Below are 26,255 nucleotides of genomic sequence, written 5' to 3'. Positions count from 1 at the left end.
GTGAAGGCTGACCTCCTCGGTATTCTCTTTTGGGACGACGGGACGAAACCTGCTATAATAAAGGACGGCATATGCAGTCGGCAAGCGGTGGCCTCACCGCACCCGGCGTGCGGGAAAGGCGGGGAGAGCATGGCAATGGCGGGAGAGGAGGCCCTCCGGGCCGAGGCGCTTCTGGCCGGGCTCAATGATGCCCAGCGGGAGGCGGTTCGCCAGACCGAAGGCCCCTTGCTCATTCTGGCGGGGGCGGGCAGCGGAAAGACCCGGGTGTTGACCCACCGGGTGGCGTATTTGGTGGCCACCAGGAAAGCGCCGCCTTGGGGAATTTTGGCCATTACCTTTACGAACAAAGCGGCCCGGGAGATGCGGGAGAGGATCGGCCGGTTGGTGGGGCCGGAGGCCGAAGAGATCTGGGTCTCCACCTTTCACAGCTATTGTGTCCGGGTGTTGCGGCGGCACATTGAACCCCTGGGCTTTACAAGATCCTTCAGTATTCTGGACGCGTCGGATCAGACCACAGCGGTGAAACAGGTTCTCGGGGAGATGAACCTGGACACGAAAAAATTCGATCCCCGGCGGATGGCCGGGGCGATCAGCGCCCTCAAGAACGAGTTGATCACTCCTTCCCAGGCGGCGGAGCGGGCCAGGGACTTTTTTCAAGAAGTCGTCGCCCAGGTGTACGAGCGGTACCAACAAAAACTTCGGGTGAACAACGCCCTGGATTTTGACGATCTGCTTGTGAAAACGGTGGAACTCTGGGATGCGTTCCCGGAGACCTTGGAGGATCAACAGAGAAGGTTTGTCTACCTCCATGTGGACGAGTACCAGGACACCAACCACGCCCAGTACGAACTGGTGAAACGCTTGGCCCAGCGCCGGCGGAATCTCTGCGTGGTGGGCGATTCGGATCAGGCGATCTACGGTTGGCGGGGCGCCGATGTGAGAAACATTTTGGATTTTGAAGCCGATTATCCCGATGCCAAGGTCATCAAATTAGAGCAGAACTACCGTTCCACCGGCCGGATTTTGGCGGCGGCCAACGCTGTGATCGCCCACAATCGCCAGCGGAAGGAAAAACGCCTCTGGTCGGACAGGCCCCAAGGGGAACCGGTGATCGTCCACGAGGCGATGGACGAGCAGGGGGAAGCGTATTTTGTCGTTGAAGAGATCCGCAATCATGTGGAGCAAGGCGGAAGATACGGGGATGTGGCGGTATTATACCGCATGGGCGCCCAGTCCCGGGTATTGGAAGAGATGATGATGAAAGCGTCCATCCCGTATGTCATGGTGGGCGGGGTAAAATTCTATGAGCGCAAGGAGATCAAGGATCTTTTGGCCTACCTGAGGATACTGGTCAACCCCCGGGACGATTTTAGCACCGAGCGGGTGATCAATGTTCCGAAGCGGGGAATCGGTGAAGGAACGCTGACGAAAGCGGCGGCATTCGCGGCTGAGAGGAATCTGTCGCTGTACGAGGCTTTGGAGAAGGTCGACCAGTTGGACGTTTCCGCCCGGGCGGCGGCGGGGATCCGGCAGTTCGTGGATCTGACGGCTGCTTTGCGGGCGATGATGCCATACCTGTCTGTGACGGAGTTGGTGGAGGAGGTCCTGAACCGGACGGGGTATCGGGAGGCGCTGATCCGGGAGGACACCCTGGAGGCCCAGAGTCGGCTGGAGAACCTGGAGGAGTTTCTCTCCGTCACCCAGGAGTTCGACCGCCGGCAGGATACGGCGGCCGAGGGCGGGCTGGAGGCATTTTTGGCCGATGTGGCTTTGGTGAGCGACCTGGACATGGCCGAGACGGAAGATGGCGTGGTGCTCATGACCCTTCACAGTGCCAAAGGATTGGAGTTTCCCGTGGTGTTTCTGGTGGGGATGGAGGAGGGGATTTTTCCCCATTCCCGGGTGTTGGACGATCCCGATCAAATGGAGGAGGAGCGGAGGCTCTGCTATGTGGGCATCACCCGGGCGATGGACCGCCTCCTCATCACCCGGGCCCAGCAGCGGAATTTGTACGGCCGGTGGCAGGCCAACCCGCCCTCCCGTTTTCTGGAGGAGATTCCCGAAGCGCTCCTTCAATGGAGCGCACCCCGGCGAAGTTTGCGCGATCGGGCCGCGGCTCCGGAGCCGGCTGCAGGCAAGGGTGCACTCGCTTGGCCGGGTCGAGGCGCCGGAAAGTCCGAAGGCGGCCATTTGCAAGTGCCGTCGGGGTTTGGCGCCGATCCGGCGGAGAGCTGGGAAGTGGGAGATCGGGTGATGCACCGCAAATGGGGCGAAGGCCGGGTGGAAAAAAAGGACGGAGCCGGTGAGGACACAGAATTGGTGGTTGCTTTCGCGCCCCCCATCGGCCGGCGAAAGCTTCTGGTGCGATTCGCCCCGATCCAAAAGATCAACGAATAGCGCGGAATCGCAGGGCCACTCACAGGGGGTATACGGATGTCGGACCAGGGGGATGCGGCCCGCCGGATCGAAGAGTTGCGGGCGCTGATTCGACGTTATGATTATCACTACTATGTGCTGGACGATCCGCTGGTGGACGACGCCGAGTACGATCGCTGCATGCGGGAATTGGTGGAGTTGGAGGCTCGGCACCCGGAGCTCGTGACCCCGGACTCCCCCACCCAGCGGGTCTCCGGGGCGCCGTCCGAGGCTTTTGCCAAGGTCATCCACCGGGAGCCGATGCTTTCTTTGGCGAATGCGTTCAGCGAAGGGGACGTGCGGGAATTCGACCGCCGGGTTCGGGCGGCGCTGCCCGGCGAGGACGTGGAGTACGTCTGTGAGCTGAAGATTGACGGGCTGGCCATTTCCCTGCGCTACGAAAATGGCGAGTTTGTGCAGGGGGCGACCCGGGGGGACGGGGAACTGGGCGAGGATATCACCCGGAATCTGCGCACCATCCGGGTTTTGCCTCTGCGCCTCCCGGAGCGGGTCAGTGTGGAGGTGCGGGGCGAGGCTTATATGCCGAAAAAGGTCTTCCTGCGGGTCAACCGGGAACGGGACGAGGCCGGGGAACAGGCTTTTGCGAACCCCCGCAATGCCGCCGCCGGGTCCCTGCGCCAGCTCGATCCGCGGGTGACGGCCCGGCGGGGGTTGTCCCTGTGGATGTACGCCGCGGTCTTGGGGCCCGACGGGACGGTGCCGGGAGGGCCGGGGCCCTTTCGGACCCACGAGGAGATCCTGAAGTGGCTGGATACTCTCGGATTTCCGGTGAACCCCCACCGGCGGGTCTGTCGGAACCTGGAGGAAGTGTTTCAATTCTTAAACGAGGGGGACCGGCTCCGGAACACGCTGCCTTATGACATTGACGGGATGGTCATTAAGGTCAATAACCTCGATCAACAAAACCGGCTGGGTGCGACGGCGAAAAGCCCCCGATGGGCGATGGCTTATAAATTCGCCCCGGAACAGGCGGAGACGCGGTTGTTGACGATCGAGGTGAGCGTGGGCCGTACCGGTGTGGTGACCCCCACCGCCGTCTTTGAACCCGTGTTTTTGGCCGGCACCACCGTGAGCCGGGCGAGTTTACATAATGAGGATTTGATCCGGGAACGAGATATCCGCATCGGCGACATCGTGGTGGTGGAAAAGGCGGGGGAGATTATCCCCGAAGTGGTGCGGGTGCGGGCCGATCTCCGAACCGGGGAAGAGCATATTTTTTCCATGCCCAAAGATTGTCCGGCCTGTGGGTCCCCCTTGGTGCGCTTGGAAGAAGAGGTGGCCCTGCGGTGCGTGAACCCGGACTGTCCCGCCCAGATTCAGGAAGGGATCATCCACTTCGCCTCCCGGGACGCGATGAATATCGAGGGCTTGGGGGAAGCGCTGGTGGCCCAGCTGTACAGAGAGGGGCTGATTCATAGCGTCGCCGACCTCTATGAACTGAAGAGAGAGCAGTTGGTGCCCCTGGAGCGCATGGGTGCCAAATCTGCAGATAATCTGTTGCAGGCGATTGAGCGAAGCAAGCAGAATTCTCTAGAGCGGCTTTTGTTTGGCCTCGGGATCCGGTATATCGGCGAAAAGGCATCCCGGGTGTTGGCGGCGCACTTTAAAGAGATGGACGCGCTGATGGAGGCGTCTTCGGAAGAGCTCCTCAAGGTGCCGGATATTGGGGCGAAGATGGCCCAGAGTATTCGGGTATACTTTGGTCAGGAATCGGCGCGCCGATTGATCGAGCGCCTCCGGGCTCACGGTGTGAACATGGTGTATCGCGGGGCCGAGGCGGCGCCGGTGCCCTCCCGGCTGGCGGGGAAGACGGTGGTGTTGACCGGGACGCTTCATGCCATGGGGCGTCGGGAGGCCCAGGATTGGGTGAGGAGGCTCGGCGGGAAGCCCACCGAGAGCGTCAGCCGGAAGACGGACATCGTGATCGCCGGGGAGGACCCCGGGTCCAAGCTCGTCAAAGCCCGGCAATTGGGTGTAGAAGTGATCAACGAAGACCAGTTTTTGTCCATACTACGTGAAGCCGGATTTTGACCGCGCAAAGTAGATTCGGTTCTGCTATAATAGACGCGACTTTGTCTGAACACTAGGGGGCCCGGACTGATGGCTTTCCTCTTGGCGTTCGCCGCGGCGTTCGCGGCGGTGTACGGGATGGTACCGGTGGTGCGTCGCTTTGCGCTCAAGTGGGGTTTCGTGGACATGCCCAACCAGCGCAAGATCCACAAAGAGCCCATTCCCTTGATGGGCGGGGTGGCGCTGTATGTGGGGTTCGCGCTCGCTGCGACGGCGGCCACGGCGGCGTCGCCCCAGGTCCATCTGACCATGGATTTTTGGGGTATTGTCCTGGGCGGTCTGGTGATTGTGGCCACGGGACTGCTGGATGACGGATTTAAGGCGAAGGGCAGGGAGTTGTCTCCTTGGCCGAAGCTGATTATGCAGTTTGTCGCGGCCGGGATTCTCATCGCCTTTGGGGTGCAAATTAAATGGGTGACCATTCCCTTTACCCCCCAAGGGATGTACCTCATGCCCGACTGGCTTTCGATTATCGCCACCCTCCTGTGGGTGGTGGCCATCACGAACATGATCAATTTTCTCGACGGCGTGGACGGGCTGGCGGCGGGAATTGCGGCCATTTCTTCGACCACCCTATTTTTTGTGGCGCTCATCAAGGACCAGGCGCCCACCGCCCTGTACGCGGCAACGATGATCGGGGTCACCCTGGCCTTTCTCAAACACAATTTCCACCCGGCGAAAATCTTTATGGGGGACGCCGGGGCCATGTTTCTGGGCTTCACCCTGGCCGCCATTTCGGTGGACGGCGCCTTCAAAAGTGCCACCCTGGTGTCGGTGCTGGTGCCCGTATTGGCCCTCGGGGTGCCGATTTTCGATACCGTGTATGTGATTTTCAAGCGGCTGAAGGATAACCGGCCGATCTACGTGGCGGATAAGGGGCACACTTTTCACCTGCTCATGCGCTCGGGTATGAACCAGGTGCAGACGGTGGCCTTTTTGTACCTTCTCGGCATCTGTTTTTCCCTGGCTTCGATTGTGGTCCTCCTCGCTGCCCGGTGATGGGGCGGCGATCGTTTTTCCTGCTACGGTTCTCCACTCGTACATACATGGTCTCTAGTTGGCCGAGTGCCGACAAGCTCCCCGCTTCCCGTGAATACGTCGCAGTGATGTCTTCGGGATTCACGGAGATGGGGATCCATTTCGCAATCGGGGTGGTGGACCAGGACGGTGCGCTGCGGCGCCCGTCTTTTTTGTCGGGATCGGGTGTGAAGGCGCAATTTGCCGCGATTTTCAGGGGTGTGATATAATGGTAACCTGAATGTGCAGGAGTCTGGCGCGGAGGTGTCATTTTTGAAAATCTCATTGGAACAGGTGGAGCACGTGGCCCGGCTCGCCCGGCTGGCCTTAACGGAACGGGAAGCGGAGATCTATGCAGAGCAGCTGGGTGCGATCTTGGCCTTTGCGGATCAATTGCAGGAATTGGACGTATCCGATGTGCCCCCGACCAGTCATGTGCTGCCGATCTCGAACGTGCTGCGGGAAGATGAGCAGCGGCCCGGGTTGTCCCGGGAGGCGGCTTTGGCCGGGGCCCCGGACCAAGAGGACGGACAGTTCCGGGTGCCGGCGATTCTGGAGGGATAGATCAGATGAGCATGTGGCGGTGGAGTGTGCGGGAGATGGCGGACAAGGTCCGGCGCCGGGAAGTGAAGCCGTCGGAGCTGGCGGAGGCGGTGTTGGGCCGGATCCGGGAGACGGACGATCGGGTGCGGGCGTTTTTACATATCGACGAGGATCGGGTATTGGAGAAGGCCCGGGAGATGGACGAGGCGGCGGCCGCGGGCCGGGGAGAGGGGCTCTTGTTCGGGGTGCCCGGGGCGGTGAAGGATAATCTGTGCACCGAAGGGGTGCGCACCACCTGTGCGAGCAAGATTCTGGCCAATTATGTGCCCCCCTACACGGCCACGGCAGTACGCAAGCTGGAGGATGCCCGGGCGGTGATCGTCGGCAAGACGAATATGGACGAGTTTGCCATGGGCTCTTCCACGGAGAATTCGGCGTTCCAGCAGACGGCCAACCCCTGGGATCTGGGGCGGGTGCCCGGGGGCTCCAGCGGCGGGTCGGCGGCGGCGGTGGCGGCGGGGCAAGTGCCCTTTGCCCTGGGATCGGATACCGGGGGTTCGATCCGCCAGCCTGCGGCCTTTTGTGGTGTGGTGGGGTTAAAGCCCACGTATGGGCGGGTGTCCCGGTACGGCTTGGTGGCTTTTGCTTCATCCCTGGATCAGATCGGGCCCATCACCCTGACGGTGGAGGATGCGGCGGCGGTGCTCCAGGCCATCGCCGGACACGATCCCTTGGATTCCACGTCGGCGCCGGTGGAAGTTCCGGATTTTTCCGGGGCCTTGACCGGGGATGTGAAGGGAATGCGCCTGGCGGTGCCGAGGGAGTACATCGGCGAGGGGACAGATCCCGGGGTGGCCGCCGCGGTGAAGCGGGCGGTGGACGCCCTGGCCGGCCTCGGGGCGGAGGTGGAGGAGGTATCTTTGCCTCATACGAAATACGCCGTGGCGACTTATTATTTGATCGCGCCGGCCGAGGCGTCGTCGAACCTTGCGCGGTATGACGGGGTGCGCTACGGGGTTCGAGTGGAGGGGGACAACCTCATCGACATGTACCGCCGCACCCGAAGCGAGGGCTTCGGCCCCGAGGTCAAGCGGCGGATTATGCTCGGCACGTATGCCCTGAGCTCGGGGTATTACGATGCCTATTATCTGCGGGCGCAAAAAGTCCGGACTTTGATCCGGCGGGATTTTGACGCCGTGTTTGAACGCTTTGACGCTGTGGTGGCGCCGACGACTCCCACCGTGGCCTTTCGTTTCGGGGAGAAGGTTTCGGATCCCTTGACAATGTATTTAAATGATATCTTGACGATTCCTGTGAATCTGGCGGGCCTGCCGGCGGTGAGCGTGCCCTGCGGGCTGGTGGACGGGATGCCGGTGGGGCTGCAGGTGATCGGCAAAGCTTTCGATGAGGCGGCGGTGCTGCGGGTTGCCCATGCCTATGAGCAGGCGGCGGCGCTGGAACTCTGGCCTGCAGGTCTGGCGGAGAGGGGGAGCGGCAACAATGGAATTTGAAACCGTCATCGGTTTGGAAGTGCACGTGGAGCTGGCGACGAAGACGAAGATCTTTTGCGGGTGTTCGACGGAATTCGGCGCTCCCCCCAACACCCACGTCTGCCCGGTATGCCTGGGTCACCCCGGGGTGTTGCCGGTGTTGAATCGGCGGGCGCTGGAGCTGGCGATGAAAGCGGCCCTGGCCCTCAATTGCGAGATCGCCCGGGAGAGTAAATTTGATCGGAAGAACTATTTTTATCCGGACCTTCCCAAAGCGTACCAAATTTCCCAGTATGACAAGCCGATCGGGGAGCACGGCTGGGTCGAGATCGAGACGGCGGATGGGCCGAAACGGATCGGCATTATCCGGGTGCACCTGGAGGAAGACGCCGGGAAGCTCATGCACGGAGCGGACGGGCTGCATTCCCTGGTGGATTTTAACCGGGTGGGGGTTCCGCTGATTGAGATCGTCTCCGAGCCGGACATGCGGTCGCCGGAGGAGGCCCGGGCGTACCTCGAGAAACTCAAGGCGATCATGCAGTACTGCGAGATTTCGGATGTGCGGATGGAGGAAGGGTCCCTGCGGTGCGATGCCAATATTTCCCTTCGGCCGGCAGGCACGTCGGAGTTCGGGACGAAGACGGAGATCAAGAATATGAACTCGTTCCGCAATGTCCAGCGGGGCTTGGAACACGAACAGGAGCGTCAGCGGGAGATTCTGGCGTCGGGGGGGCAGGTGGTCCAGGAAACCCGGCGGTGGGATGAGGCGGCCGGCCGGACGCTGCCCATGCGGAGCAAAGAGGAGGCGCACGATTATCGGTATTTTCCCGAACCGGATCTGGTGACGCTGTCCATCGACGAGGAGTGGGTGCGGCGGGTTCGGGAGTCGATTCCGGAGTTGCCGGATGCCCGGCGGCGGCGCTTTGTGGAGCAGTACGGACTGCCGGCCTATGACGCCGGGGTGTTGACCGCCTCCCGGGGCGTGGCGGATTTCTTTGAGGAAGCGGCGCGACACGCCGGGGATGCGAAGGCGGTCAGCAACTGGATGATGGGCGAGTTGCTGGGGCACATGAATCAGAGCGGGCTGGAGATCCGGGATGTGAAGGTCACGCCCCGGGGATTGGCCCGGCTGATTGAGTTGATCGCAGACGGGACGATCTCGACCAAGATCGGAAAGACCGTCTTTGCGGAGATGTTTGCGACGGGGAAAGAGCCGGATGTGGTGATCGAGGAGCAGGGGCTCGTCCAGATCAGCGACGAAGGCGCCCTGGCGGCTCTGGTGGACCGGGTGATCGAGGCCAATCCAAAGTCGGTGGCCGACTACCGGGGAGGCAAGGGAAAAGCGCTGGGGGCCTTGGTGGGCCAAGTGATGAAAGAGACGAAAGGCAAGGCCAATCCGCAAGTGGTCAACAAATTGCTGCGGGAGCGCCTGGGCTGAGCGGGGCCAGCCCGGGAAGTTGGGGCAAGTCCCGGGGAGTCCGGGCAACGTCCGCACTATGGCACCTCCAGCTTGATGGCGCTGGCCCGTGCCTGGGTTCGGGTGGAACGAGGGGATGGTGAGGGGAAACCATGGCTGTGGAAGGGCGATTTTTGCAGACGATTGCGCCCTATTATGACGCGTGGATGGACTGGGACCGGCGACTGGCGGAGGAGATTCCGTTTCTGGAGCAGGGGCTGCCGACCCGGGGGCCGGTGTCCATTCTGGATGCGGCGTGCGGGACAGGCCATCGGGTGAGGGCGTTGGCGGACCGAGGGTATGAGGTGATCGGGGCCGATGGGGAATCGACGCTGGTGGACCGGGCCCGGGAGCTCTACGGTGATATCGAGGTGTATCCCGTGTCCCTGGCGGAACTCACCCGGGCGGCCAAACCGGGATCGATGAATTTGGTGGTCTGCGGGGGAAACGCCGCGGTGCTCGGCCGAAGCCGGGCGGAGCTGGAGCAGGCGCTGAGCCGAATGTTCGATGTCCTGGCTCCCGGGGGTCGGCTGGTGATGGAGATGGATAATCTGGCCAAGGTGGTGCGGCGGAAACTGAGGTTTTTGCCCCTGCGGCAGGGCCGGCCGGCGGATGGTGCGGGAGAGTGGCTGCTCCTCGGGGAGTATGAATGGAACGGCACGGGGATTTTGTATCATCTTCTCGTGTTCCGGCGGGGTTCCGGGGGAGAGTGGACGATGAACGTTCATTCTTCAGAGGTGTTGTCCTTGGAGCACAGTGATTTGGTGCTGATGCTCCGGGAGACGGGATTTAACGATATTCGCTTGTACAGCGATTATGTGGGCGGGGAGTTTTTGCCCTTGGAGAGCGATCGGCTGATCGTGACCGCGAGACGCCCGGAGTAGCGGCGCGGGAGGCGGGCGCAGACCGTCTTGCGGGACAAGCCGACCGTTTGGCCGCCTGATTGCAGTGGCGCTGCGGGGTGCAGCTGGGATCAGATGAAGGGAGTCGTCCATCCCGCGGCGTCTGGGCGCCGGGTAGTGAGAGCGGCCTTCCAAGGGAGGTGTGGCGGTGGACAGGATAATACCGGTGTCCCCCGGGGACGAGGTGGATGTGGTTCTTCACGGGGTGACCCAGGAAGGCAAGGGGGTGGGCCGAATCTCGGCGGCCGGGTCGTCAGGCCGGGCGGACCGAGGTGGGTTCACCCTTTTTGTGCGGGGCGGGTTGCCCGGGGAGCGCGTCCGGGCCCGGGTGACGCGGGTGGCCCGGGGGTACGCCGATGCGGAGGTAGTTGCGGTGATGGAGGCGTCTGACGCCCGGGTAAGGCCGCCGTGTCCGGTGTTCGGGGCGTGTGGGGGGTGTCAATTCCAGCACGGGGATTATGGGTGGCAGTTGGACGTGAAGCGGGAACGGGTCAGGGAGGCCCTGGAGCGGATCGGGCGATTTCGGACGGTGTACGAGGGGTCTGGGGATCCGGGGGTTGGTGGGTCGGCTAAGGGATCGGGTGAGGTAATGGGCAGCACAGGGAAGTCCGAAGAGGCCGTGGGGGAGGGCCGTCTGCTTGTCCCGGCCGGGGCGCATTCTCCGGTGGATACTGTGGTTATCCACTCGACCCTCGGAATGGAGTCCCCCTGGCGGTATCGCAATAATATCCATATGGCGGTGAAAAACCGCGGCGGGCGGTTGGCGGCGGGCTACTATTCCTCCGGAGGCCGGCGGTGGGTGGCGACGGAGGACTGTCCCATCGCGGATAAGCGGCTAGTGGCGCTGATCCGGGCGGGATTGCGGGCTGCCGAGGTATGCGGCTGGCAGGCGGCGGAGAAGGCGACGCATGGGCCGGCGGGTGCCCGATCTCACGGCGAGTCCACCGGGGGCGTAGGGCGGCTTTATCATCTGGCGGCCCGGGTGGCGCCGGGGACGGGGCAGACGATGCTCATCGCTGTGGTGGACCGGGAGCAGATGCCCCACCTGGGGGAGTTTTCCGACCGGGTGCGGGACGCGGTTCCGGAAGTCACCAGTGTGATTCTCAATGTCCGGCGGCGGGGCGAAGGGCCGATCTATGGAAGGCGGTCGATTGCCCTGTACGGCCCCAGCCGGATCGTGGACCGGATGGGGGGATTGTGGTTTGAAATTTCCCCCACGTCCTTTTACCAGGTGAACAGCCAGCAGGCGGAGCGGATGTACCGGCTCGCCGTCGAGGCCGCCGGGCTCGACGGCTCCCAGCGTGTGGTGGACGCCTACTGTGGGGTCGGCACCCTTTCCCTGTTTCTTTCCCGGAGCGCCGCCTGGGTGACGGGCATCGAGGTGGCCCGGGAGGCGGTGGCGGACGCCCGCAGGAATGCGCGGATGAACCGGATCGGGAACGCGCGCTTTCAGGTCGGTGCCGTGGAGGAGATTCTGCCGAGGCTTGTGGCCGACCGGCAGCCCGACGTGGTGACCCTCGATCCTCCGCGGCGGGGATGCCGCCGGGAGGTCTTGGAAGCCCTCATTTGCTCCCAAGTTCCCCGGGTGGTCTACGTCTCCTGTGACCCCGCCACCCTGGCCAGGGATTTGCGCATTCTCGCGGGCGGAGGGTACCAGGTTCGGGGGGTGTGGCCGGTGGACATGTTTCCCCAGACGGGGCATGTGGAGAGTGTGGCGCTTCTTGGCCTTCAATAATGGGTTTTTTAGATCGAAAATCTGGCTTTGACCACATTTTGGCCACGCTTAGATCGGTTTTCCGAGGGCGCCCCACCCGCCGTTTCCTGCACCACCTGGGCCTGGTACAGAGAGAATTCAGAGTTTAGGGGATAACTGAGAAGGGGGCTCCGGGTTCTCCCGGGGTCCTTTATTTTGCGAAGGGGGTTGGGTAGAAATGTGTTGTTAACAGCACATCATTTATGTGATAATACGTCCAGAACGTTTTCATGTTCGGGGGTGTTGCCCAATGGGCAAACGCGTGACGACCGACACCCTGGCGTTCATCCAGGACCACGTGCTCAACGTGACCGATCTGGTGCGCACCAAAAAGCTGAGTCAGATTCTCGATTCCTACGCGGACACGAAGAGCACGGAGATTTTCATCGTCCAGAACGAAAAACGCAGGAACGCCAAGGCGGTCATTGTGGATCTGGAATACTTCGAGGAACTGCTTCGGTATAAAGAGGCTGTCGAGCAGGTGATGGACGAGGAAATGGTCCGGGTGGCTGCAGAGCGCAAGGACGACGTGGCCGATATTCCTCTGGAGCAAGTGATCGGGGATGATTTCAGCTTCGATGAGATCAAGGCCGAGATGGACAAGATTGAGTTGGACGATGAGGAATGAGCCGTGGATCGGGGTCGTTTCGACGAACTGTTTCGGCAATGTGGTGTTCAGGTTCGGTTCACGAGGGCCGCGGCGGAAGATTTCCAGTCACTGCGGAAGAACCAACAGCGATTTGTGCTGGCTCTGATTCTCAAGCAGGCGCAAAAGAATCCCAGGCTGCGGCCGGCCGGAAACAGGATTCCGCTGAACAAAGAACTGGCGGGGCTGGCGAAAATCAAAAGCAAGTCGGCCAATTTGCGTGTCGTGTACCGACCGGTGGACGAGGGAGACGGGACGGTCGCGATGGAGATCATCGCCATTGGTCCTCGGGATCATGACAAGGTGTACAAAGAGGCGGCGAGGCGGATGATGGCCGGGGATTCCGAGCAGAAAGAGAGCGGCCTTTGAAGCAGGTCCGGGAAAATTTTCCGTGTACCAGCCGTTCCGCAAGATTACGTACGGCAGGCCAGACGCTCGAATCGCGGCTTCGGTCTGGTGATGCTCCTCGGCCAGGTTGATCTGCGGCGTATCGGCATGAAGCAGGCCGGTGTAGACCAGAAGCTTTACGCCGGCGCGCCGGGCCGCGTCGATGACGTTTCGGTGGTGCTGGACGCGCTGGCCGATCTCGCTGGAGGAGATGAGAAGCAGCTTGTCGATGCCGGCAACCCTTGACTGTGTATCACTCTATACTGTAAAATACACTATAGAAATCGATACAGGGGGGATCGGGATGGATAAAGTCTCTCGGGCTAAAACCGAGTTGATTCAAGCGTCTCGGGCGTTGCGAGATGCAGGCTTGATGTTTCGCGGGTATCATGCCAACTTGTCGGCACGGATCTCCGAAGATGAGATGATCTTGACAAAGGGCGGCAATGTTGCCCATCTCGACGAGGACAGTTTTGCAGTGGTTCGCATCGACGGCACTGTCCTTGAGGGAGAAGTTGCCCCAGCCCAAGCGGAGATTATCCAGATGCATGCCGCGGTCTATCGCGAGCGTGCTTCGGTCGGCAGCGTCATCCATACCCATGCGCCTCACGCCACAGTCTTTGCCGTCGCCCATCAACCGATCCCGATTGTTTACGAACCCTTGGTCCGCTTCGGAGTGACCGACGCCATTCCGGTCGTACCATGGGCGCCGCGGGGGTCGGACGCTTCGGTAAACGGCATTATCGATATTGTGAGGGGACATCCGGGGGTATCGGCGGTGCTCTTAGCGAATCACGGCGTGCTCGTGTTTTCGCGTACCCCTGCTGAAGCGGTTCAGTTGCTGGCCACTCTCGATGAGGCAGCCGAATTGATTTTGAACGCGCGGTTGATCGGCGGAGAAAAGCGCCTGCCCAATGAGGCCTTTGAACAGATTGAACAGCGGATGCGAGAATTCGCTGGTGCCGAGAAGTAACCACTTTTTCCCGTTGATGCCGCCGCTCAGGGCGGCTTTTTTTTCAATATCTCCACAGCCAAAGCCGATCGGGTCGGGGCTTGGCCTGTGGGAATGGGGATGACATGTCAGATGGAGTTCAATTCGAAACAGAACCGCCATTTGCCCGCTTTTTTGCTCTTATTTTTGTTGGATGGAGAAGCGCATGGCGGGGCGCTGTGGAACCGCATCAGGACAATGCTGCCCGAAGAATGGAACATCGACAGTGGTGCCGTATACAGGGTCTTGAGAGACCTCGAACAGCGTGGCTCGGTGCAATCGACGTGGAGTATGGATGAATCGGGCCCTCCCAAGCGCGTCTACCGTATCACCGATGCAGGGAAACAAGAATTGATGTGGTGGCGCAAGGACATTCAGTTGCGTAAGCAAAACTTGGAGTCCTTTTTGCAAATGATTGAGAAGCACATCCAAGCGGGCGCGTTAAAACTGGAAGGAGACGGAAATGGAGAGTAACGGTATGCCAGGGGGATCGCTCGAAAAAGCCGGACAGTCACCCGAACCGGCAGCACATCGATGGTTGGTGTTTATCAGTGTCGTGATTGGTACGTTCATGGTCAATGTGGACAGCAGTATTGTTAACGTGGCGGTGCCGGTGTTACAGCGGGATTTTCATGTTGGGCCAGGGGCCTTACAGTGGGTCATTTCCGGGTATCTGCTCGTGGTCACCGCCACGTTGCCGATGATTGGCGGAATGTCTGATCGGACCGATCGACGAACATGTTATATTGCCGGGGTGACCGTTTTCAGCTTAGGATCCGCCTTGTGTGCATGGTCGACCGATGTGGACCAACTGATCGTTTTTCGCCTTGTTCAGGCGCTGGGTGGCGCGGCCATTATGGGCAACGTTATGTCGATCATTTCATACACATTTCCGGCCGGTCAACGCGGGAGACCTCTTGGCTTGGTCAACAGTGTCGTGGCTGCAGGGACCATCGTCGGTCCCGCGCTGGGAGGTGCCTTGACGGCGGCCGTTGGCTGGCAGGCCATTTTTTGGGTGAACGTTCCGCTCGGCATGATTTCTATCGTGATGAGCCTCGCATTCTTGAGGCGTATGTCCACGAATCGTTCCATGGCGCGATTTGACTGGATGGGCTCGTTGTGGTTCTTTGTTGCCATGGCGGGAACGCTTCTTTTTTTGTCGAATGGGAACAGTTGGGGATGGATGAGCGGCAGGAGCATCATGGCGGGTGTTGTAAGCATCGGAGCATGGCTTCTTTTCATCATGTGCGAATCGCGTATTCGCGAACCTCTTATCGACCTGCGGCTGTTCCGTTCCGCCCGGTTTGCCATTGGGAACGTCGCAGGTTATCTTTCGTATGTCATCATGATGTTCCCCACGTTCATTCTGCCGTTGTTCCTTCACCAGGTGATGCACGAGCCGATAGCGCATGTCGGATTGCTCATGACGTCCCAAGCTGTTGCGATGATCCTGATTTCCCCGGCGGCGGGTTGGTTGACAGATAAATATGGCCCGAAATGGCCGACGACGGTCGGTATGGCCATCGCGACCGCGGCTTTGCTGTGGATGGCGGGGTTCGGAAGCGGCACTTCGAAGCCGGCCGTCGTCGCGGCACAGGCCCTGTTTGGCCTGGGGATGGGCTTGTTTACCGCTCCGAACAACGTGTCGATTCTGGAGAGTGTGCCGGTGGCGCAAACTGGGCTCATCGGGAGTCTGCTGGCCACCATACGAAACTTTGGACGGGTGTCCGGTGTGGTGCTTGCCGTCGTGTTGCTCGAGACGGCGATCGGAACATCCTCTCATTACAGTGAATCGGCGCTCGTTATCGGTTCGAGGATCGCGTTCGGGAGTGCCGCGATCCTCGGTGCCGTGGCCACATTGCTCATTTCGACGCGCATAGCGGCATTGTCGAAAATGAAAGTTATCTGATAAATCTGCTCGGGAAGCGTCGACCCGGAAAGGCTCGACAGGGAGCCGACTCACTCATGGGCCAAAGTGGGGGGTAGAAGTTCCGGGTCATGACGATGAAAGGGGTGCCGGACCTGGCGGGCTCGGGCCGGGTCCGGCCATGGAAGTCGATCAAGAACTGGTGAGCCCTGTCGCAAACGTTTTGTTGATCAGGGTGTGGGGAAAGCGTGTTTACATTTTTATATTGGGATATTATGATATCTGGAAGACAGGAGAAAATAACACGTTACGGTAAATGATCCACAGACGGGTCGCAATACTGTGCTCCGGACTGCTTCTTGTGAATGGAGCGTTCGGGGTTATAGCAGCCGGTGCTTCGTAACGGCCCAACGTTACTGGCGTGGTATCAACAGTTGCTGGAATATCTGATCAAATCTATCCAACAAACCGCTGTCGGCCTGACCTTTGTCTCCTTCCTTCCGGAAGGGAGCCGCCCCCGGGGTGGGCGCGCTTCTCGGCGTGTGCTTCCTCCCGCGTCCGGCAAGCCAGGATCGGCAAACCGGCCCCCAAGGAATGAAGCTCAGAGCCATCCCGTACCACACGGGCACTCGCGAAAGGCAGGGGCGTGAACCCCTGTCCCGTCCAGGCGGTTAGCCTCCCGCGAGACCAGAGGGGTATTTTGCCCTCAGGCAACCTCTGGCTTTGGATCATCCCCTCTCTGGGGATACACGAATGTCTTCGTCCATTTCCGGTGCAGGTTCATCATCCCCACAAAATCCGCGTCCGCGCTGTACCGATGGTTCGGGTTCTTGCATGTGAACCGCGAGCCGCCCCGCTGCCCGAGCACCTTGCAGTGCGGACAGACCTGGGACGTATAGGCCGGGTTGCGCTCCACCGTCAGAATCCCTTCCCGAAACGCCAGGTCCCGGACCCATTCCATGATCTTCCCCCGCAACCAGTACGCCCGTTTATGGTTCTTCCGCCCGCTTTTGCTCATCTTCTCTTTTGGCGGCCGGTACCGACGCAGGTGCTCGAACACGATCACCTTTGCACCGTGCTCCCTCGCGAACCGGACAATGGCCACGGCCGTCTGCTTGGCCGCGTTCTCGTCCAGGTTCCGGATCTTGTTCCACAAGTTCGCGTTGTCTTGGACCCCCGGCTGGAGCCGTCCGCTTTGTTTCCGCTTGCGGTGAATGACGGTCAACAGCCGGTGCCGCCGATGGTTCAAGGCCCGGCCGTCCACGAACCTCGTGGCCGCCAGCCGCCCTTCCACGAACGCTCCCATCACCGCCAACCGGTTGGCCCCCAGGTCCACTGTGACCACCGGCATCTGTGGGTTTGCCCGGCGCTGTTCCTCGGCCTTCCGGGGTTTGTCTACGGATTTCTCCATCGGGATGTGCAGCGCATACCGCACCCCGCCCGGATATCGTTTGTCCCTCTTCCCGTACACCGTCAGGGATTTCGCCACCCATGTCCGGTCCCCTTTTTCTTCGCCGGAACCGGCCTGGGTCGTCTTTGAACGTTTCCTTTCCCAGGCAATGCGCTCTTTCTCCAGGGCGGACCCGGCGAGAAGCGCTTCGGCCTGGGCGTGAACCACCACCGGCAGCGACACCTTTTCCCACTTCCGCCCCGTGTGCAGTTTCAGACTGATGAACGTGTGCCGCTTTTTCTTCTGCGGGTTCAGGTCATACGCGGGGTGCTCGACCATCCCTGCATAAAACGTCACCGGTTCGTTCGGTGCGCCAAGTTGGGGTTCCCGCCCGCGCTGGTCCGGTGCTGTTTCCTCCCAAGTTTTCAGGTGGCTCCACCAGGACCGCACCTTGCCAATCGCCTGGTTGATCGCCGCCCGCCGCAACTCCGTCGGCATCCCCTGAGCCGCCGGAACGTGTTCGTCGAGCGGCCACCCCGGGTTCGGGTGGGCTTTGGTCGCCAAGGTGTGAAATTCCGCGAAGGTCAGCAGTTCTTGGTTGGTGCGCGTTCGTTCTTTGATAGACCCGTCCTTCTTCCGAACCTGGACCGGCTCGTCCAACACGTTCAGATGTGCGGCGAAAAAGTCCATGTAAAACGCAATCACCTGGTTATAGATGTCCTTGGTCCTCTCCAGCGCCTCCCTCTTGCACCGATGGACCTCCCTGTGAATCCCGATCCGGATCGTCTTGATGACCGTGACCAGTTCCCTCACCTCCCATCTCTTTCATGGCCTGCCCAATCTTTTTCCGGAACTCCTGCGACCGCTTGCCGTACATCCGGGCTGAAAACACGGTGATGATCGTCAACAGATCCTCCACCAGCTCCTGCTGGGATGTCTTCGGCTCGGTCTTGTGGGTGGACTCGACCGTCACTCCGTGGCTCTCGAAAAACCGCTCCAGATACCGGTATCCGAACCGAGCCAACCTGTCCGGGTATTCGATCAGCACCCGGTCGATCTCCCCGTCTTCGGCGAGTTTGAGCAGGGCCGCCAGTTGTTTCCGGTTTTCGCCCACCCCCGACGCCTGTTCGGAAAACACCCGGACCACATCGTACTCGCGTTCTTCCGCGTACCGCTCCAGCCGTTCCCGTTGCCGCTGGAGATTGCTGTCTGCTTTTTGTTTGGCCGAAGATACCCGGGCGTAGATTGCCGTCCGGTCCCCGGAGGGTTTTCCCAAAAGCCGCCGCACTTCTTCCACGTCGAACAGCCTGTGGTTCCCGGGCGAACGAATGGAATGAATCTTCCCGGCCTTTTCCCAGCGACGGATCGTCTGCACGCTCAGTCCCAGCATCTTTGCCACTTTGCCGATCGGTAGATACTGTGTGTCTTTCATGACCATATATTATCATGAAACAAGGTTAATGTTTATCTATTTTTAACCTCCGGCGATTTGGTTATTTTGGGGGGGATTATAATATTTGGTTTGTCGCGCAAGGGAAGAGTAGATGGGGCGTTGCTGGACACCGACGGCCAAGAGTTCAAAATCAATGAATGGAGGAAATGCCGTGCAAAACTTTACCACTGCTCACGGTGATTTTGCTGTAGCGCAAACGCAGATTTATGCGAAATTTTTCCACGGGTTGGCGAACCCCACACGACTAAAAATCGTAGAAACTTTGCTGGCCGGAGAAATGAGCGTCAGTCAGATTGTGGATGCCGTGGGAGTTTCCCAAAGCCAGGTATCCAATCAGCTTGCTTGTTTGAAATGGTGTGGGTACGTGACCTCCCGGAAAGAGGGGAAATACATCCTGTATCGCATTTCTGACGAACGGGTAAGGGCTATTTTGCAGCTGGCTAAGGTCATCGTGGCGGACAACGCCGAGCATATCCGGTGTTGCACGAGGATGTAGCCTGGAGATGCTGACATGAAACGACTTTTTTCCTTATCGCAACAAATCGTGGCCCAATGGGTGTGCCGCGGTGCCCGATGGATGGGGAGATTGAGAAACCAGTCGCCGCATCCTCCCCATTTTAATGGGGAATCAAGGCGGCCAAATCCTTGTAATCTCCTTCAATGGTACAATAAAACCGTGGCAGGTGAAGAAAATGCCCGTGCTCAGAAATATCATTTCAACCAAACAGCGTATTGGGAGATTTATCACCGGTTCTCCGGAGATGATCCGACGGACAGAAGAAATCTACCGAGCCGTCTTGGGGTTTTACCTGGACGTGATCCATGACAATCTCGACAAACTGCCCGGGTGGGACAGGAATTCCGGCACAAGGGCGCTGGAAAGACTGACGGTTCGGACAGAACCGCGAATGAACAGGAAAACCGGGAAACCATTCGGTGGCAATCCCGACCCGCCTTACCCGATCGACGCCGTTTGGCCGAAGTTTCCCGCATATTTGCGCCGGGTGATTATCGCCAAGGCGATCGGCATGGCGAAGAGCTGGCATTCCAACTACCAGCGGTGGCTCAGAAAAAAAGAAAGGATACAGAACAGAAACGAAAGTCGTGTTGCCGAAGGCAAAAAACCAATCCCTTTCGACGAACACCCGCCGAAGTATCCGGCGGCGGGCCATGTGGGCATCACCTTTTACAAAGGCGACTTCAAGAATCTTTCGCTCGAAACCGACACGATTCAGCTAAAAGTCTGGGACGGGAGCGACTGGCGGTTCATCACCGTGGAAGTGGAACCCACCCGTCATTCAAGGAAGCTCCATCTGGATGATTCGTGGGAGATGACGGTGCCCACCGTTTATGAAAGAGAGGGTATCTTCCACCTGGTGACCGCCTTCGAGAAAAAGTCCAACGTAATGAAGTTCACCGACTACTACCGGTCCAAGAGGCCGAAGGTGCTGGCCGTGGACCTGAACCTGGGCCGCAAGAACCGGGCGGTGTGCGCCTTGGTGGGGAAGGACGGTACGGTTCACAAAGTCAGGCACATCGGCCTGACGGCGTGTAACACGACGGATGTCCACCACCTGCTGGGGCTCATTGCCCGGAACGTGAGCGGCCTGGGGATCGTCCCGAAGGGTCACCGGCCCTGCAAAAAGCTCTGGCGCAAGGTTCACGCGGCAAACGACAATTACGCCCACCATGTAAGCAAACGCCTGGTGGACCTTGCGATGGAGTGGGATGCTCGGGTCATTGTGTTCGAGAACTTGAAGCACTTCAGGCCGGACAGGAACAAGCACGGTTCGGCCAGGATGAGGCAGAGGATCGGTTACTGGTTGCACCGAAGGGTGATGAAATACACCACGTACAAAGCAAAAGCACGGGGGATTTTGGTTGCTCTTATCTCTCCGAAGGACACCAGCACCCGGTGTTCGCTGTGCGGCTCGCTGGAGACTTCGAGGGCCGGCAACATCTTGGCGTGCAGGAACTGCGGCACCGTTCACAACAGCCACGTGAATGCGGCCATCAACATCGGCATGGCCTGGTTCATCCGGGAGGAAAAGCGGTTGCAACAAAAGACCGCCTAACCACATTGCGAAAGCCTGCGACTCCCGAAAGGGAGGGGTCGCCTGCGGGACGACGTTCCCGGCAGGTGTCCGGGAATCCAGGAACCCGTCCAGCCTAAGGGGTCAGGAAAGCCTGGGTGGCAGCCCCGCTGCCGGATGCCGAGGCTTCTCCCGTGCCTATGGATGGATGCCCCCCACTTCAGTGGGGGGAGGATTCACTGGTCTCATTACCCTGGTCACAGGTATCTATTTGGTTTTCTACGGGTTGCCGTATATCCATTGGATTGAATAGCTTTACTGCGGAAAGGAGCTCTGGGCTTATGAGCAACAAATTGCAAGTGCGACTTGCGGTACGGGGAATGACCTGTACAGACTGCGAAGAACACGTGAAGAAAGCCTTGCACAGTGCCGGGGCTGAGAAGATATCTGTCAATTTTCGCCGCGGCGAGGCGACATTTGAGATCAGTGATGCGTCCGGCATTGAAGCAGCAAAACGGGCCGTGGCCGACAGCGGTTATGAACCCAGTAACGCAGAGATTCTCCATCCTTTGAGAAGTGATTCCACATTCCATCGAACAAGTGGCGACGACTATGACCTTCTCATCATCGGGTCCGGTGGTGCTGCATTCTCGGCAGCGATTGAGGCGGTTTCTCGTGGTGCAAAAGTCGGCATGATTGAACGCGGTACGATTGGGGGAACCTGCGTGAACACCGGCTGCGTGCCGTCGAAGACCATGCTTCGAGCCAGCGAAATCCACCACCTGGCCGCACAGCATCCATTCCCGGGACTTGAAACGTCGGCCGGCCCGGTGAATCTTCACCAGCTCGTAGGAGCGAAGGACGAACTCGTGGCGGAACTACGGCAGCACAAGTATATCGATCTCATCGACGAGTATGGCTTCGATCTCATACGTGGCGAGGCTCGCTTTGCGGACCCGTCGACCATCGCGGTCGCCGGCCGTATGATTCGGGCCGGCCGTTATCTCGTTGCCACGGGGGCCTCACCCGCCGTGCCGGACATTCCGGGGCTTGCGGATGTGGACTACCTCGTCAGTACCGCGGCACTGGAGTTGACAGAGGTTCCGCAGCGTCTGGCCGTGATCGGATCCGGCTATATTGGAATGGAACTCGGGCAAATGTTTCACCGCTTGGGTTCAGAGGTGACGTTGATGCAGCGAAGTGGCCGACTGCTTCGAGCCTATGAGCCAGAGGTGTCCGAAGCCGTCTCTCTCGCCTTGGCCTTTGAGGGAATCCATATCCTGACGGGTGTCACCTATGAGCGGGTGGAACAACACGGGGATCTGAAGCGGATTTATATTACTGTGGACGGGCAGCAGCGGGTCGTGGAGGCCGATGCGCTGCTGGTGGCCACGGGGCGAACACCGAACACGGCGGCGTTGAACTTGGAGGCGGCCCAGGTGCGTGTCGGCAGCCGGGGAGAGGTGTTGGTGAACGAGTACCTGCAGACGAGCAACCCAAACGTGTATGCCGCAGGAGATGTGACACTGGGGCCGCAATTCGTGTACGTAGCGGCGTATGAGGGAGCGATTGCGGCTGAAAACGCTCTGAGCGGCGAGCGGCGCAAGGTGGATCTCTCAGTCGTGCCGGCGGTGACCTTCACGTCGCCCTCGATCGCCACGGTGGGGATGACGGAGGCGAGAGCGAGGTCGAAAGGCTATGAAGTGATCACCTCGGTCTTACCACTCGATGCCGTGCCACGAGCGCTGGTCAACCATGACACGGCGGGGGTGATTAAGTTGGTGGCCGACGGCAGAAGCCGAAAGTTGCTCGGTGTCCACGTCGTGGCGGACAACGCCGGGGATGTGATTTACGCCGGTGTGCTCGCTGTAAAATTTGGACTCACGATCGAAGATTTGACATCCACTTTGGCGCCGTACCTGACCATGGCAGAAGGGTTGAAACTGGCGGCGCTGACTTTCGACCGTGACGTAGCGAAATTATCTTGCTGTGCCGGATAACAAGAGACTTGCCCCATGGACAACGAGGTGAGGGAGATACGGATGGCCAATTTCGCGCACACACCCGATCCACCGTACTACGCCGTGGTATTCACCTCTCCCAGCTAGTCGATGATCCGAAGCCCTTGACCGGCTCTGAGTTGGTCGATGCCTTCTTCGCACACGCCGAATGTTCGCCAGGGGCAGGTGGGACAGAGGGTCGAAATGTCCCTTGGCACGATTTTCTCCCGGAGCCTTTTTCGATGCCGAAAAGGCCAGGAGGGATAAGGGGTAAGGAGCAGGGACCAGAAAACTTTCCCCCAAAGAGGGCCAGGAAAGACAGGGGTTTTGAATGGGGGGAGGGATAGATTCGGACAAATTCACCCCAGTCCAATAAGACAGGTGAGTCCTCTTTTGTTAGAATAGTGGTTAGACAAATGATCCAACAAGGAGGACTCACCCTATGGCCATTATACCACAACTCGAACTGTTTTCCTGGGAAGACATTGAGCCGCTTGGAGACTTGGAACGCCTCCGGCTGGTTCTGGAACATCTGCCGGACGAAGCGCTCATGGCGCATCTGGAGAAATCGAGAGGTCATGGACGAGATGACTACCCGGTACGGGCGATGTGGAACTCGATGTTGGCAGGAATCGTGTTTCAGCACCCGTCGATCGAGAGCTTACGTCGGGAACTCTCTCGAAACGGGCAGCTGCGGTCGATCTGTGGGTTGCGCGCAGTTCCCAGCGCAGCCGCTTACACCCGATTTCTCCGCAGCTTGATGGAGCACGGATCGTGGATCGAATCGATGTTCGACGAGCTGGTGAAGACCCTGAGTGAGGAACTTCCGGATTTCGGGCGTCGTTTGGCGATGGACAGTAAGGCAATCGCCTCGTGGGCGTCCCGTCCCTCGAAAGAAAAGAAGGAAGACGGACGGCGGGATCTGGATGCAGCATACGGGGTAAAAACCTATCGTGGGACCCGCGAGGACGGGAGTACATGGGAGAAAGTGGTCCGGTGGTTTGGCTACAAGCTCCACCTGGTGGTGGATGCTCAGCATGAATTGCCTGTGGCGTATACGGTGACCAAGGGGTCGCGCTCGGACGTCAAAGAAGGGCATGTCCTGCTGGATGAGATGGAGAAACGCCATCCGGAGATGTTGAAAAAGGCCGAGGTCCTGACGGCGGATCGGGGGTACGACGACTCGAAACTCCTGAGTCGCTGCTGGGATGAATATGGGATCAAGCCCGTGATCGACACGAGGCGGATGTGGAAAGACGGGGAGCCAACGCGGTTATTACCGGGACACACGAATGTGGTGTATGACGAGGGGGGAGCGGTGTACTGTTACTGTCCAGAGACAGGGGCCCGGCAACAGATGAGCAATGGTGGGTTCGAGAAAGACCGGGGGACGCTGAAAAAAGTATGTCCAGCCAAGGCGTACGGGATCACGTGTCAAGGGCGGGAACAGTGCCCCGTGGCCGGAGGGGTGCGGGTGGCGCTCGCGGTGGACCGGCGGATCTTCACGCCGATTGCCCGGGAGAGCTACAAATGGGCGAAGGAATACCGGTACAGGACTGCGGTGGAGAGGGTAAACAGCCGATTGGACGTCTCGTTTGGATTTGAACGGCACACCATTCGTGGGCTGGCCAAGATGCGGTTGCGCTGCGGCTTGGCTTTGTGCGTGATGCTGGCGATGGCATTGGGGAGGGTGCGGGAGAAGCAGCAAGAACGCATGAGGAGCTTGGTTCGCAGCGTGTCCTAAACGGAACGCGATCGTAGAAGGTGGAGCTCCTGGGCCAGGTAACCAAGAACCTGACCCCGGTTTCGCATGGCCTGAACCATCCAACCTGTGGATGATAAACCAGATAATGGACATACCAAACTCGCCACGCCGATGGGATTCGTGCTGAAGGTCCGGGGAAAAAGGGACATCGAAAAAGGCTCTCCCGGATCCGTTCTTGAATTTTGCTCCACGGAAGGTTCTGCCCGACCCGCAGTTCCAGTTTCTCAAGGACGGCGGAGTCGCGTTCATAGATATTCGCATCTTCGCAGTGATAGGGCTGGGATTCCGGAAACTTTGTACACAGATCATCCGGTCCGGCCACGAGGAGAATGTGCGTTTGAGGTACCCGGAGCAAGGTCTGGTGAAGGTGAGTCATGTTTATGGTATATTCTGGAGAGTATCCCATGCCTCTGTATCCGAGCAGACACAGGAGATGGTGGCCCCGCAATCGAAACATCGGACGGCTTCTCGTCTCCTTTGTTCAGAGATTCTTTCCTAATATTGCATCTGAGATGGACCCCATTGTCAAGACATTTTTTGGTCGAGCCTTTTTCGATGCTGAAAAGGTCAGGACGGATAAGGGGTAAAAAGAAGCGGTCAGAAAACAACACGCCAATGGTAATCTTGTCGGCTGTTCTGAGAAAACAGGACATCGAAAAAGGCTCGTGATTGCGGACCCTTGACAGATGTCGAATAATGTAGGATTATGCTATCAAAAGGTAAATAGATCCATAGAGTTGTATCAGGGCAAACTAGCGGAAACGCTAGGACGCAAAGCCACGGGTCTAAGGGCACATGTGCCTATGATCGCCGGGTTGCCACTCGAACAGGATAAGGCGCCCTGCAGGAAAAGGGCGCTTTTTACATCATGACAGAGGAGGGTGAAGAAATTGGAGAACTTTCCAAATAAACCCTCATCCGGGGGGGGGGGGGGGGGGGGGGGGGGGGGTATAAATCCCCTAAAAACCCAAATAAATACAATCCCCTGTGGCGGAGTGTAGATGAGATCCTTCAACGCGAAACGATTGAAGTGGTTTATCAGCCCATCGTCAATCATGCCGAGGGTGTCATTTGTGCTCATGAGGCACTCAGCCGTCCTCAGTACGGCGGCCGTTTCATTCCGCCGGACGTTTGGTTTCGCGCTGCTTACGAAAGCGACCGCTCGATGGAAGCTGATTTATTGGCTCTCACCATCAGTGTAAATCGCCTCCGACTGTTGCCCCCTGAAATCAGTGCCATGCCCCTGTACGTGAATGTGATGCCGAGCAGCTTCGTTCAGGAGTCCTTTGTTGAACGGCTCGAAGTTTTGTTTCGAGAGGGACTGTGTCAACCAGGCCAACTTGTGATCGAAATCGTCGAGTACATATCGTATGACCCTACTTTGCTGTCGCAAATGATTAAATCCATACGATCCCTCGGCGTTCGGATTGCCCTTGACGATGTTGGTGCTGGGAGTACCAGTCTTGCGGGCCTCTTGGAATTCGACCCCGATTTCGTCAAAGTAGACCGTACAGTGATTCAAGGGATTTCGATCTCCTCTTCAAAACAGCGATTTCTATCCCGTTTAGTGAGATTTATGGAGTCCGGCAATTCAGTCATTGCTGAGGGAGTGGAAAACTACGAAGATCTGAATGCCATTCGGGAAGCCGGTGTCAATGTAAGTCAGGGGTATTATTGGTCACGCCCGATGTCCATCAGTGAACTGTCGGATCTGGTTAGTGAAATTGAGAGCAAGAGGACTGAGTTGGCGAATCTTGCTCGGAATAGGGACCGCTCATTGACCGATAAGGCAGTGGTAGAGAAAAGCCAAGAACTGGATACTCTGATCTATCTGTACCATCGATTATTCCACAATGATTTGTAGCACAGAATCACCTTCCGTGTCGTTGGCGGTGACGGACAAGGATGGGAGGTGAGAGAATGCGGTCCTTGCTGGAGAGAGTAAGGCATTGGCTTTTCAAACCTCGCCTGTCAAGTTCATCCGAACTTGAGACGCCATCATTCCCGTCGGTTGAAGTCGATGAAGAGATACGAAGCGTGCGGCATGGAACTGTCA

20 protein-coding genes, 2 pseudogenes and 1 riboswitch are annotated in these 26,255 nt (G+C 59.1%); of the genes and pseudogenes, 18 read left to right on the top strand and 4 right to left on the bottom strand.

Features of this window, described 5'->3' with window-relative positions; genetic code table 11:
• The first annotated feature begins 129 nt into the window (after positions 1-129).
• From pcrA to BTUS_RS18985, 10 genes are all read left to right on the top strand, one after another.
• Positions 130-2,397 (top strand): DNA helicase PcrA, encoded by a 2,268-nt coding sequence (pcrA, locus tag BTUS_RS14040; RefSeq protein WP_013076731.1) that lies wholly within the window; start codon positions 130-132, stop codon positions 2,395-2,397.
• 36 nt (positions 2,398-2,433) lie between these two features.
• Positions 2,434-4,467: an NAD-dependent DNA ligase LigA gene (gene ligA, locus BTUS_RS14035; protein WP_013076730.1), complete on the top strand. Its 2,034-nt coding sequence runs from the start codon at positions 2,434-2,436 to the stop codon at positions 4,465-4,467.
• Between the two features lie 69 nt (positions 4,468-4,536).
• Entirely contained in the window at positions 4,537-5,505 is a 969-nt protein-coding gene (locus BTUS_RS14030) for an MraY family glycosyltransferase (RefSeq protein WP_013076729.1), read from the top strand.
• Positions 5,506-5,796: 291 nt separating this feature from the next.
• Entirely contained in the window at positions 5,797-6,087 is a 291-nt protein-coding gene (gatC, locus tag BTUS_RS14025; RefSeq protein WP_013076727.1) for an Asp-tRNA(Asn)/Glu-tRNA(Gln) amidotransferase subunit GatC, read from the top strand.
• 5 nt (positions 6,088-6,092) lie between these two features.
• The gene (gene gatA / locus BTUS_RS14020) at positions 6,093-7,577 is read left to right on the top strand and encodes an Asp-tRNA(Asn)/Glu-tRNA(Gln) amidotransferase subunit GatA (protein ID WP_013076726.1); all 1,485 of its coding nucleotides are present in this window, start codon (positions 6,093-6,095) and stop codon (positions 7,575-7,577) included.
• The gene (gene gatB / locus BTUS_RS14015; protein ID WP_013076725.1) at positions 7,567-8,994 is read left to right on the top strand and encodes an Asp-tRNA(Asn)/Glu-tRNA(Gln) amidotransferase subunit GatB; all 1,428 of its coding nucleotides are present in this window, start codon (positions 7,567-7,569) and stop codon (positions 8,992-8,994) included. Before gatA ends, gatB begins: the two co-directional genes overlap by 11 nt.
• A gap of 131 nt (positions 8,995-9,125) precedes the next feature.
• Positions 9,126-9,896: a class I SAM-dependent methyltransferase gene (locus tag BTUS_RS17055; RefSeq protein ID WP_013076724.1), complete on the top strand. Its 771-nt coding sequence runs from the start codon at positions 9,126-9,128 to the stop codon at positions 9,894-9,896.
• Positions 9,897-10,062: 166 nt separating this feature from the next.
• Entirely contained in the window at positions 10,063-11,649 is a 1,587-nt protein-coding gene (gene rlmD, locus BTUS_RS14005; protein ID WP_013076723.1) for a 23S rRNA (uracil(1939)-C(5))-methyltransferase RlmD, read from the top strand.
• Between the two features lie 268 nt (positions 11,650-11,917).
• On the top strand, positions 11,918-12,295 hold the full coding sequence (locus BTUS_RS14000) for a hypothetical protein (RefSeq protein WP_013076722.1): 378 nt from the start codon (positions 11,918-11,920) through the stop codon (positions 12,293-12,295).
• 3 nt (positions 12,296-12,298) lie between these two features.
• Positions 12,299-12,682 (top strand): type II toxin-antitoxin system RelE family toxin, encoded by a 384-nt coding sequence (locus tag BTUS_RS18985; RefSeq protein ID WP_013076721.1) that lies wholly within the window; start codon positions 12,299-12,301, stop codon positions 12,680-12,682.
• Between the two features lie 63 nt (positions 12,683-12,745).
• On the opposite strand, the pseudogene BTUS_RS19335 reads toward BTUS_RS18985, so the two are convergent.
• Positions 12,746-12,898 (bottom strand): annotated as a pseudogene (locus BTUS_RS19335) (SDR family NAD(P)-dependent oxidoreductase); the annotation flags it as partial.
• A gap of 106 nt (positions 12,899-13,004) precedes the next feature.
• Here BTUS_RS19335 and BTUS_RS13990 point away from each other — a divergent pair.
• The 3 genes from BTUS_RS13990 (at position 13,005) to BTUS_RS13980 (ending at position 15,600) form a co-directional block, all read left to right on the top strand.
• Positions 13,005-13,673: a class II aldolase/adducin family protein gene (locus BTUS_RS13990; RefSeq protein ID WP_013076720.1), complete on the top strand. Its 669-nt coding sequence runs from the start codon at positions 13,005-13,007 to the stop codon at positions 13,671-13,673.
• 111 nt (positions 13,674-13,784) lie between these two features.
• Positions 13,785-14,165 carry a PadR family transcriptional regulator gene (locus BTUS_RS13985; RefSeq protein WP_041304366.1) on the top strand — a complete coding sequence of 127 codons (381 nt, stop codon included), beginning with the start codon at positions 13,785-13,787 and terminating at the stop codon, positions 14,163-14,165.
• Positions 14,166-14,169: 4 nt separating this feature from the next.
• Positions 14,170-15,600, top strand: coding sequence for a DHA2 family efflux MFS transporter permease subunit (locus BTUS_RS13980; protein ID WP_245543322.1), 1,431 nt, complete (start codon positions 14,170-14,172; stop codon positions 15,598-15,600).
• A 664-nt stretch (positions 15,601-16,264) separates the two neighbouring features.
• Here BTUS_RS13980 and BTUS_RS13975 read toward each other — a convergent pair.
• Both BTUS_RS13975 and BTUS_RS13970 read right to left on the bottom strand, forming a co-directional pair.
• The gene (locus BTUS_RS13975) at positions 16,265-17,761 is read right to left on the bottom strand and encodes a zinc ribbon domain-containing protein (protein ID WP_245543321.1); all 1,497 of its coding nucleotides are present in this window, start codon (positions 17,759-17,761) and stop codon (positions 16,265-16,267) included.
• A complete protein-coding gene (locus BTUS_RS13970; RefSeq protein ID WP_041306171.1) occupies positions 17,658-18,380 on the bottom strand; it encodes an IS607 family transposase in 723 nt (240 codons plus the stop codon). Before BTUS_RS13970 ends, BTUS_RS13975 begins: the two co-directional genes overlap by 104 nt.
• 172 nt (positions 18,381-18,552) lie before the next feature.
• On the opposite strand from BTUS_RS13970, the gene BTUS_RS13965 reads away from it, so the two are divergent.
• The 4 genes from BTUS_RS13965 (at position 18,553) to BTUS_RS13950 (ending at position 24,178) form a co-directional block, all read left to right on the top strand.
• Positions 18,553-18,897, top strand: coding sequence for an ArsR/SmtB family transcription factor (locus BTUS_RS13965; RefSeq protein ID WP_013076715.1), 345 nt, complete (start codon positions 18,553-18,555; stop codon positions 18,895-18,897).
• Positions 18,898-19,093: 196 nt separating this feature from the next.
• On the top strand, positions 19,094-20,476 hold the full coding sequence (locus BTUS_RS13960) for a zinc ribbon domain-containing protein (RefSeq protein ID WP_013076714.1): 1,383 nt from the start codon (positions 19,094-19,096) through the stop codon (positions 20,474-20,476).
• 299 nt (positions 20,477-20,775) lie between these two features.
• A complete protein-coding gene (merA, locus tag BTUS_RS13955; RefSeq protein ID WP_013076713.1) occupies positions 20,776-22,434 on the top strand; it encodes a mercury(II) reductase in 1,659 nt (552 codons plus the stop codon).
• 442 nt (positions 22,435-22,876) lie between these two features.
• Positions 22,877-24,178: a transposase gene (locus BTUS_RS13950; RefSeq protein ID WP_013076712.1), complete on the top strand. Its 1,302-nt coding sequence runs from the start codon at positions 22,877-22,879 to the stop codon at positions 24,176-24,178.
• Between the two features lie 187 nt (positions 24,179-24,365).
• Here the strand turns inward: BTUS_RS13950 and BTUS_RS18975 are convergent.
• Positions 24,366-24,605: pseudogene (locus tag BTUS_RS18975) on the bottom strand (DUF1284 domain-containing protein); the annotation flags it as partial.
• A gap of 330 nt (positions 24,606-24,935) precedes the next feature.
• A riboswitch (cyclic di-GMP riboswitch) is annotated at positions 24,936-25,022 on the top strand.
• 93 nt (positions 25,023-25,115) lie between these two features.
• Here BTUS_RS18975 and BTUS_RS13940 point away from each other — a divergent pair.
• A complete protein-coding gene (locus BTUS_RS13940; RefSeq protein ID WP_280990944.1) occupies positions 25,116-26,063 on the top strand; it encodes an EAL domain-containing protein in 948 nt (315 codons plus the stop codon).
• Positions 26,064-26,255: the final 192 nt, after the last annotated feature.

This window comes from Kyrpidia tusciae DSM 2912, assembly GCF_000092905.1.
Lineage (GTDB): Bacteria > Bacillota > Bacilli > Kyrpidiales > Kyrpidiaceae > Kyrpidia > Kyrpidia tusciae.
This window is presented reverse-complemented; position numbering and strand designations above follow the sequence as displayed.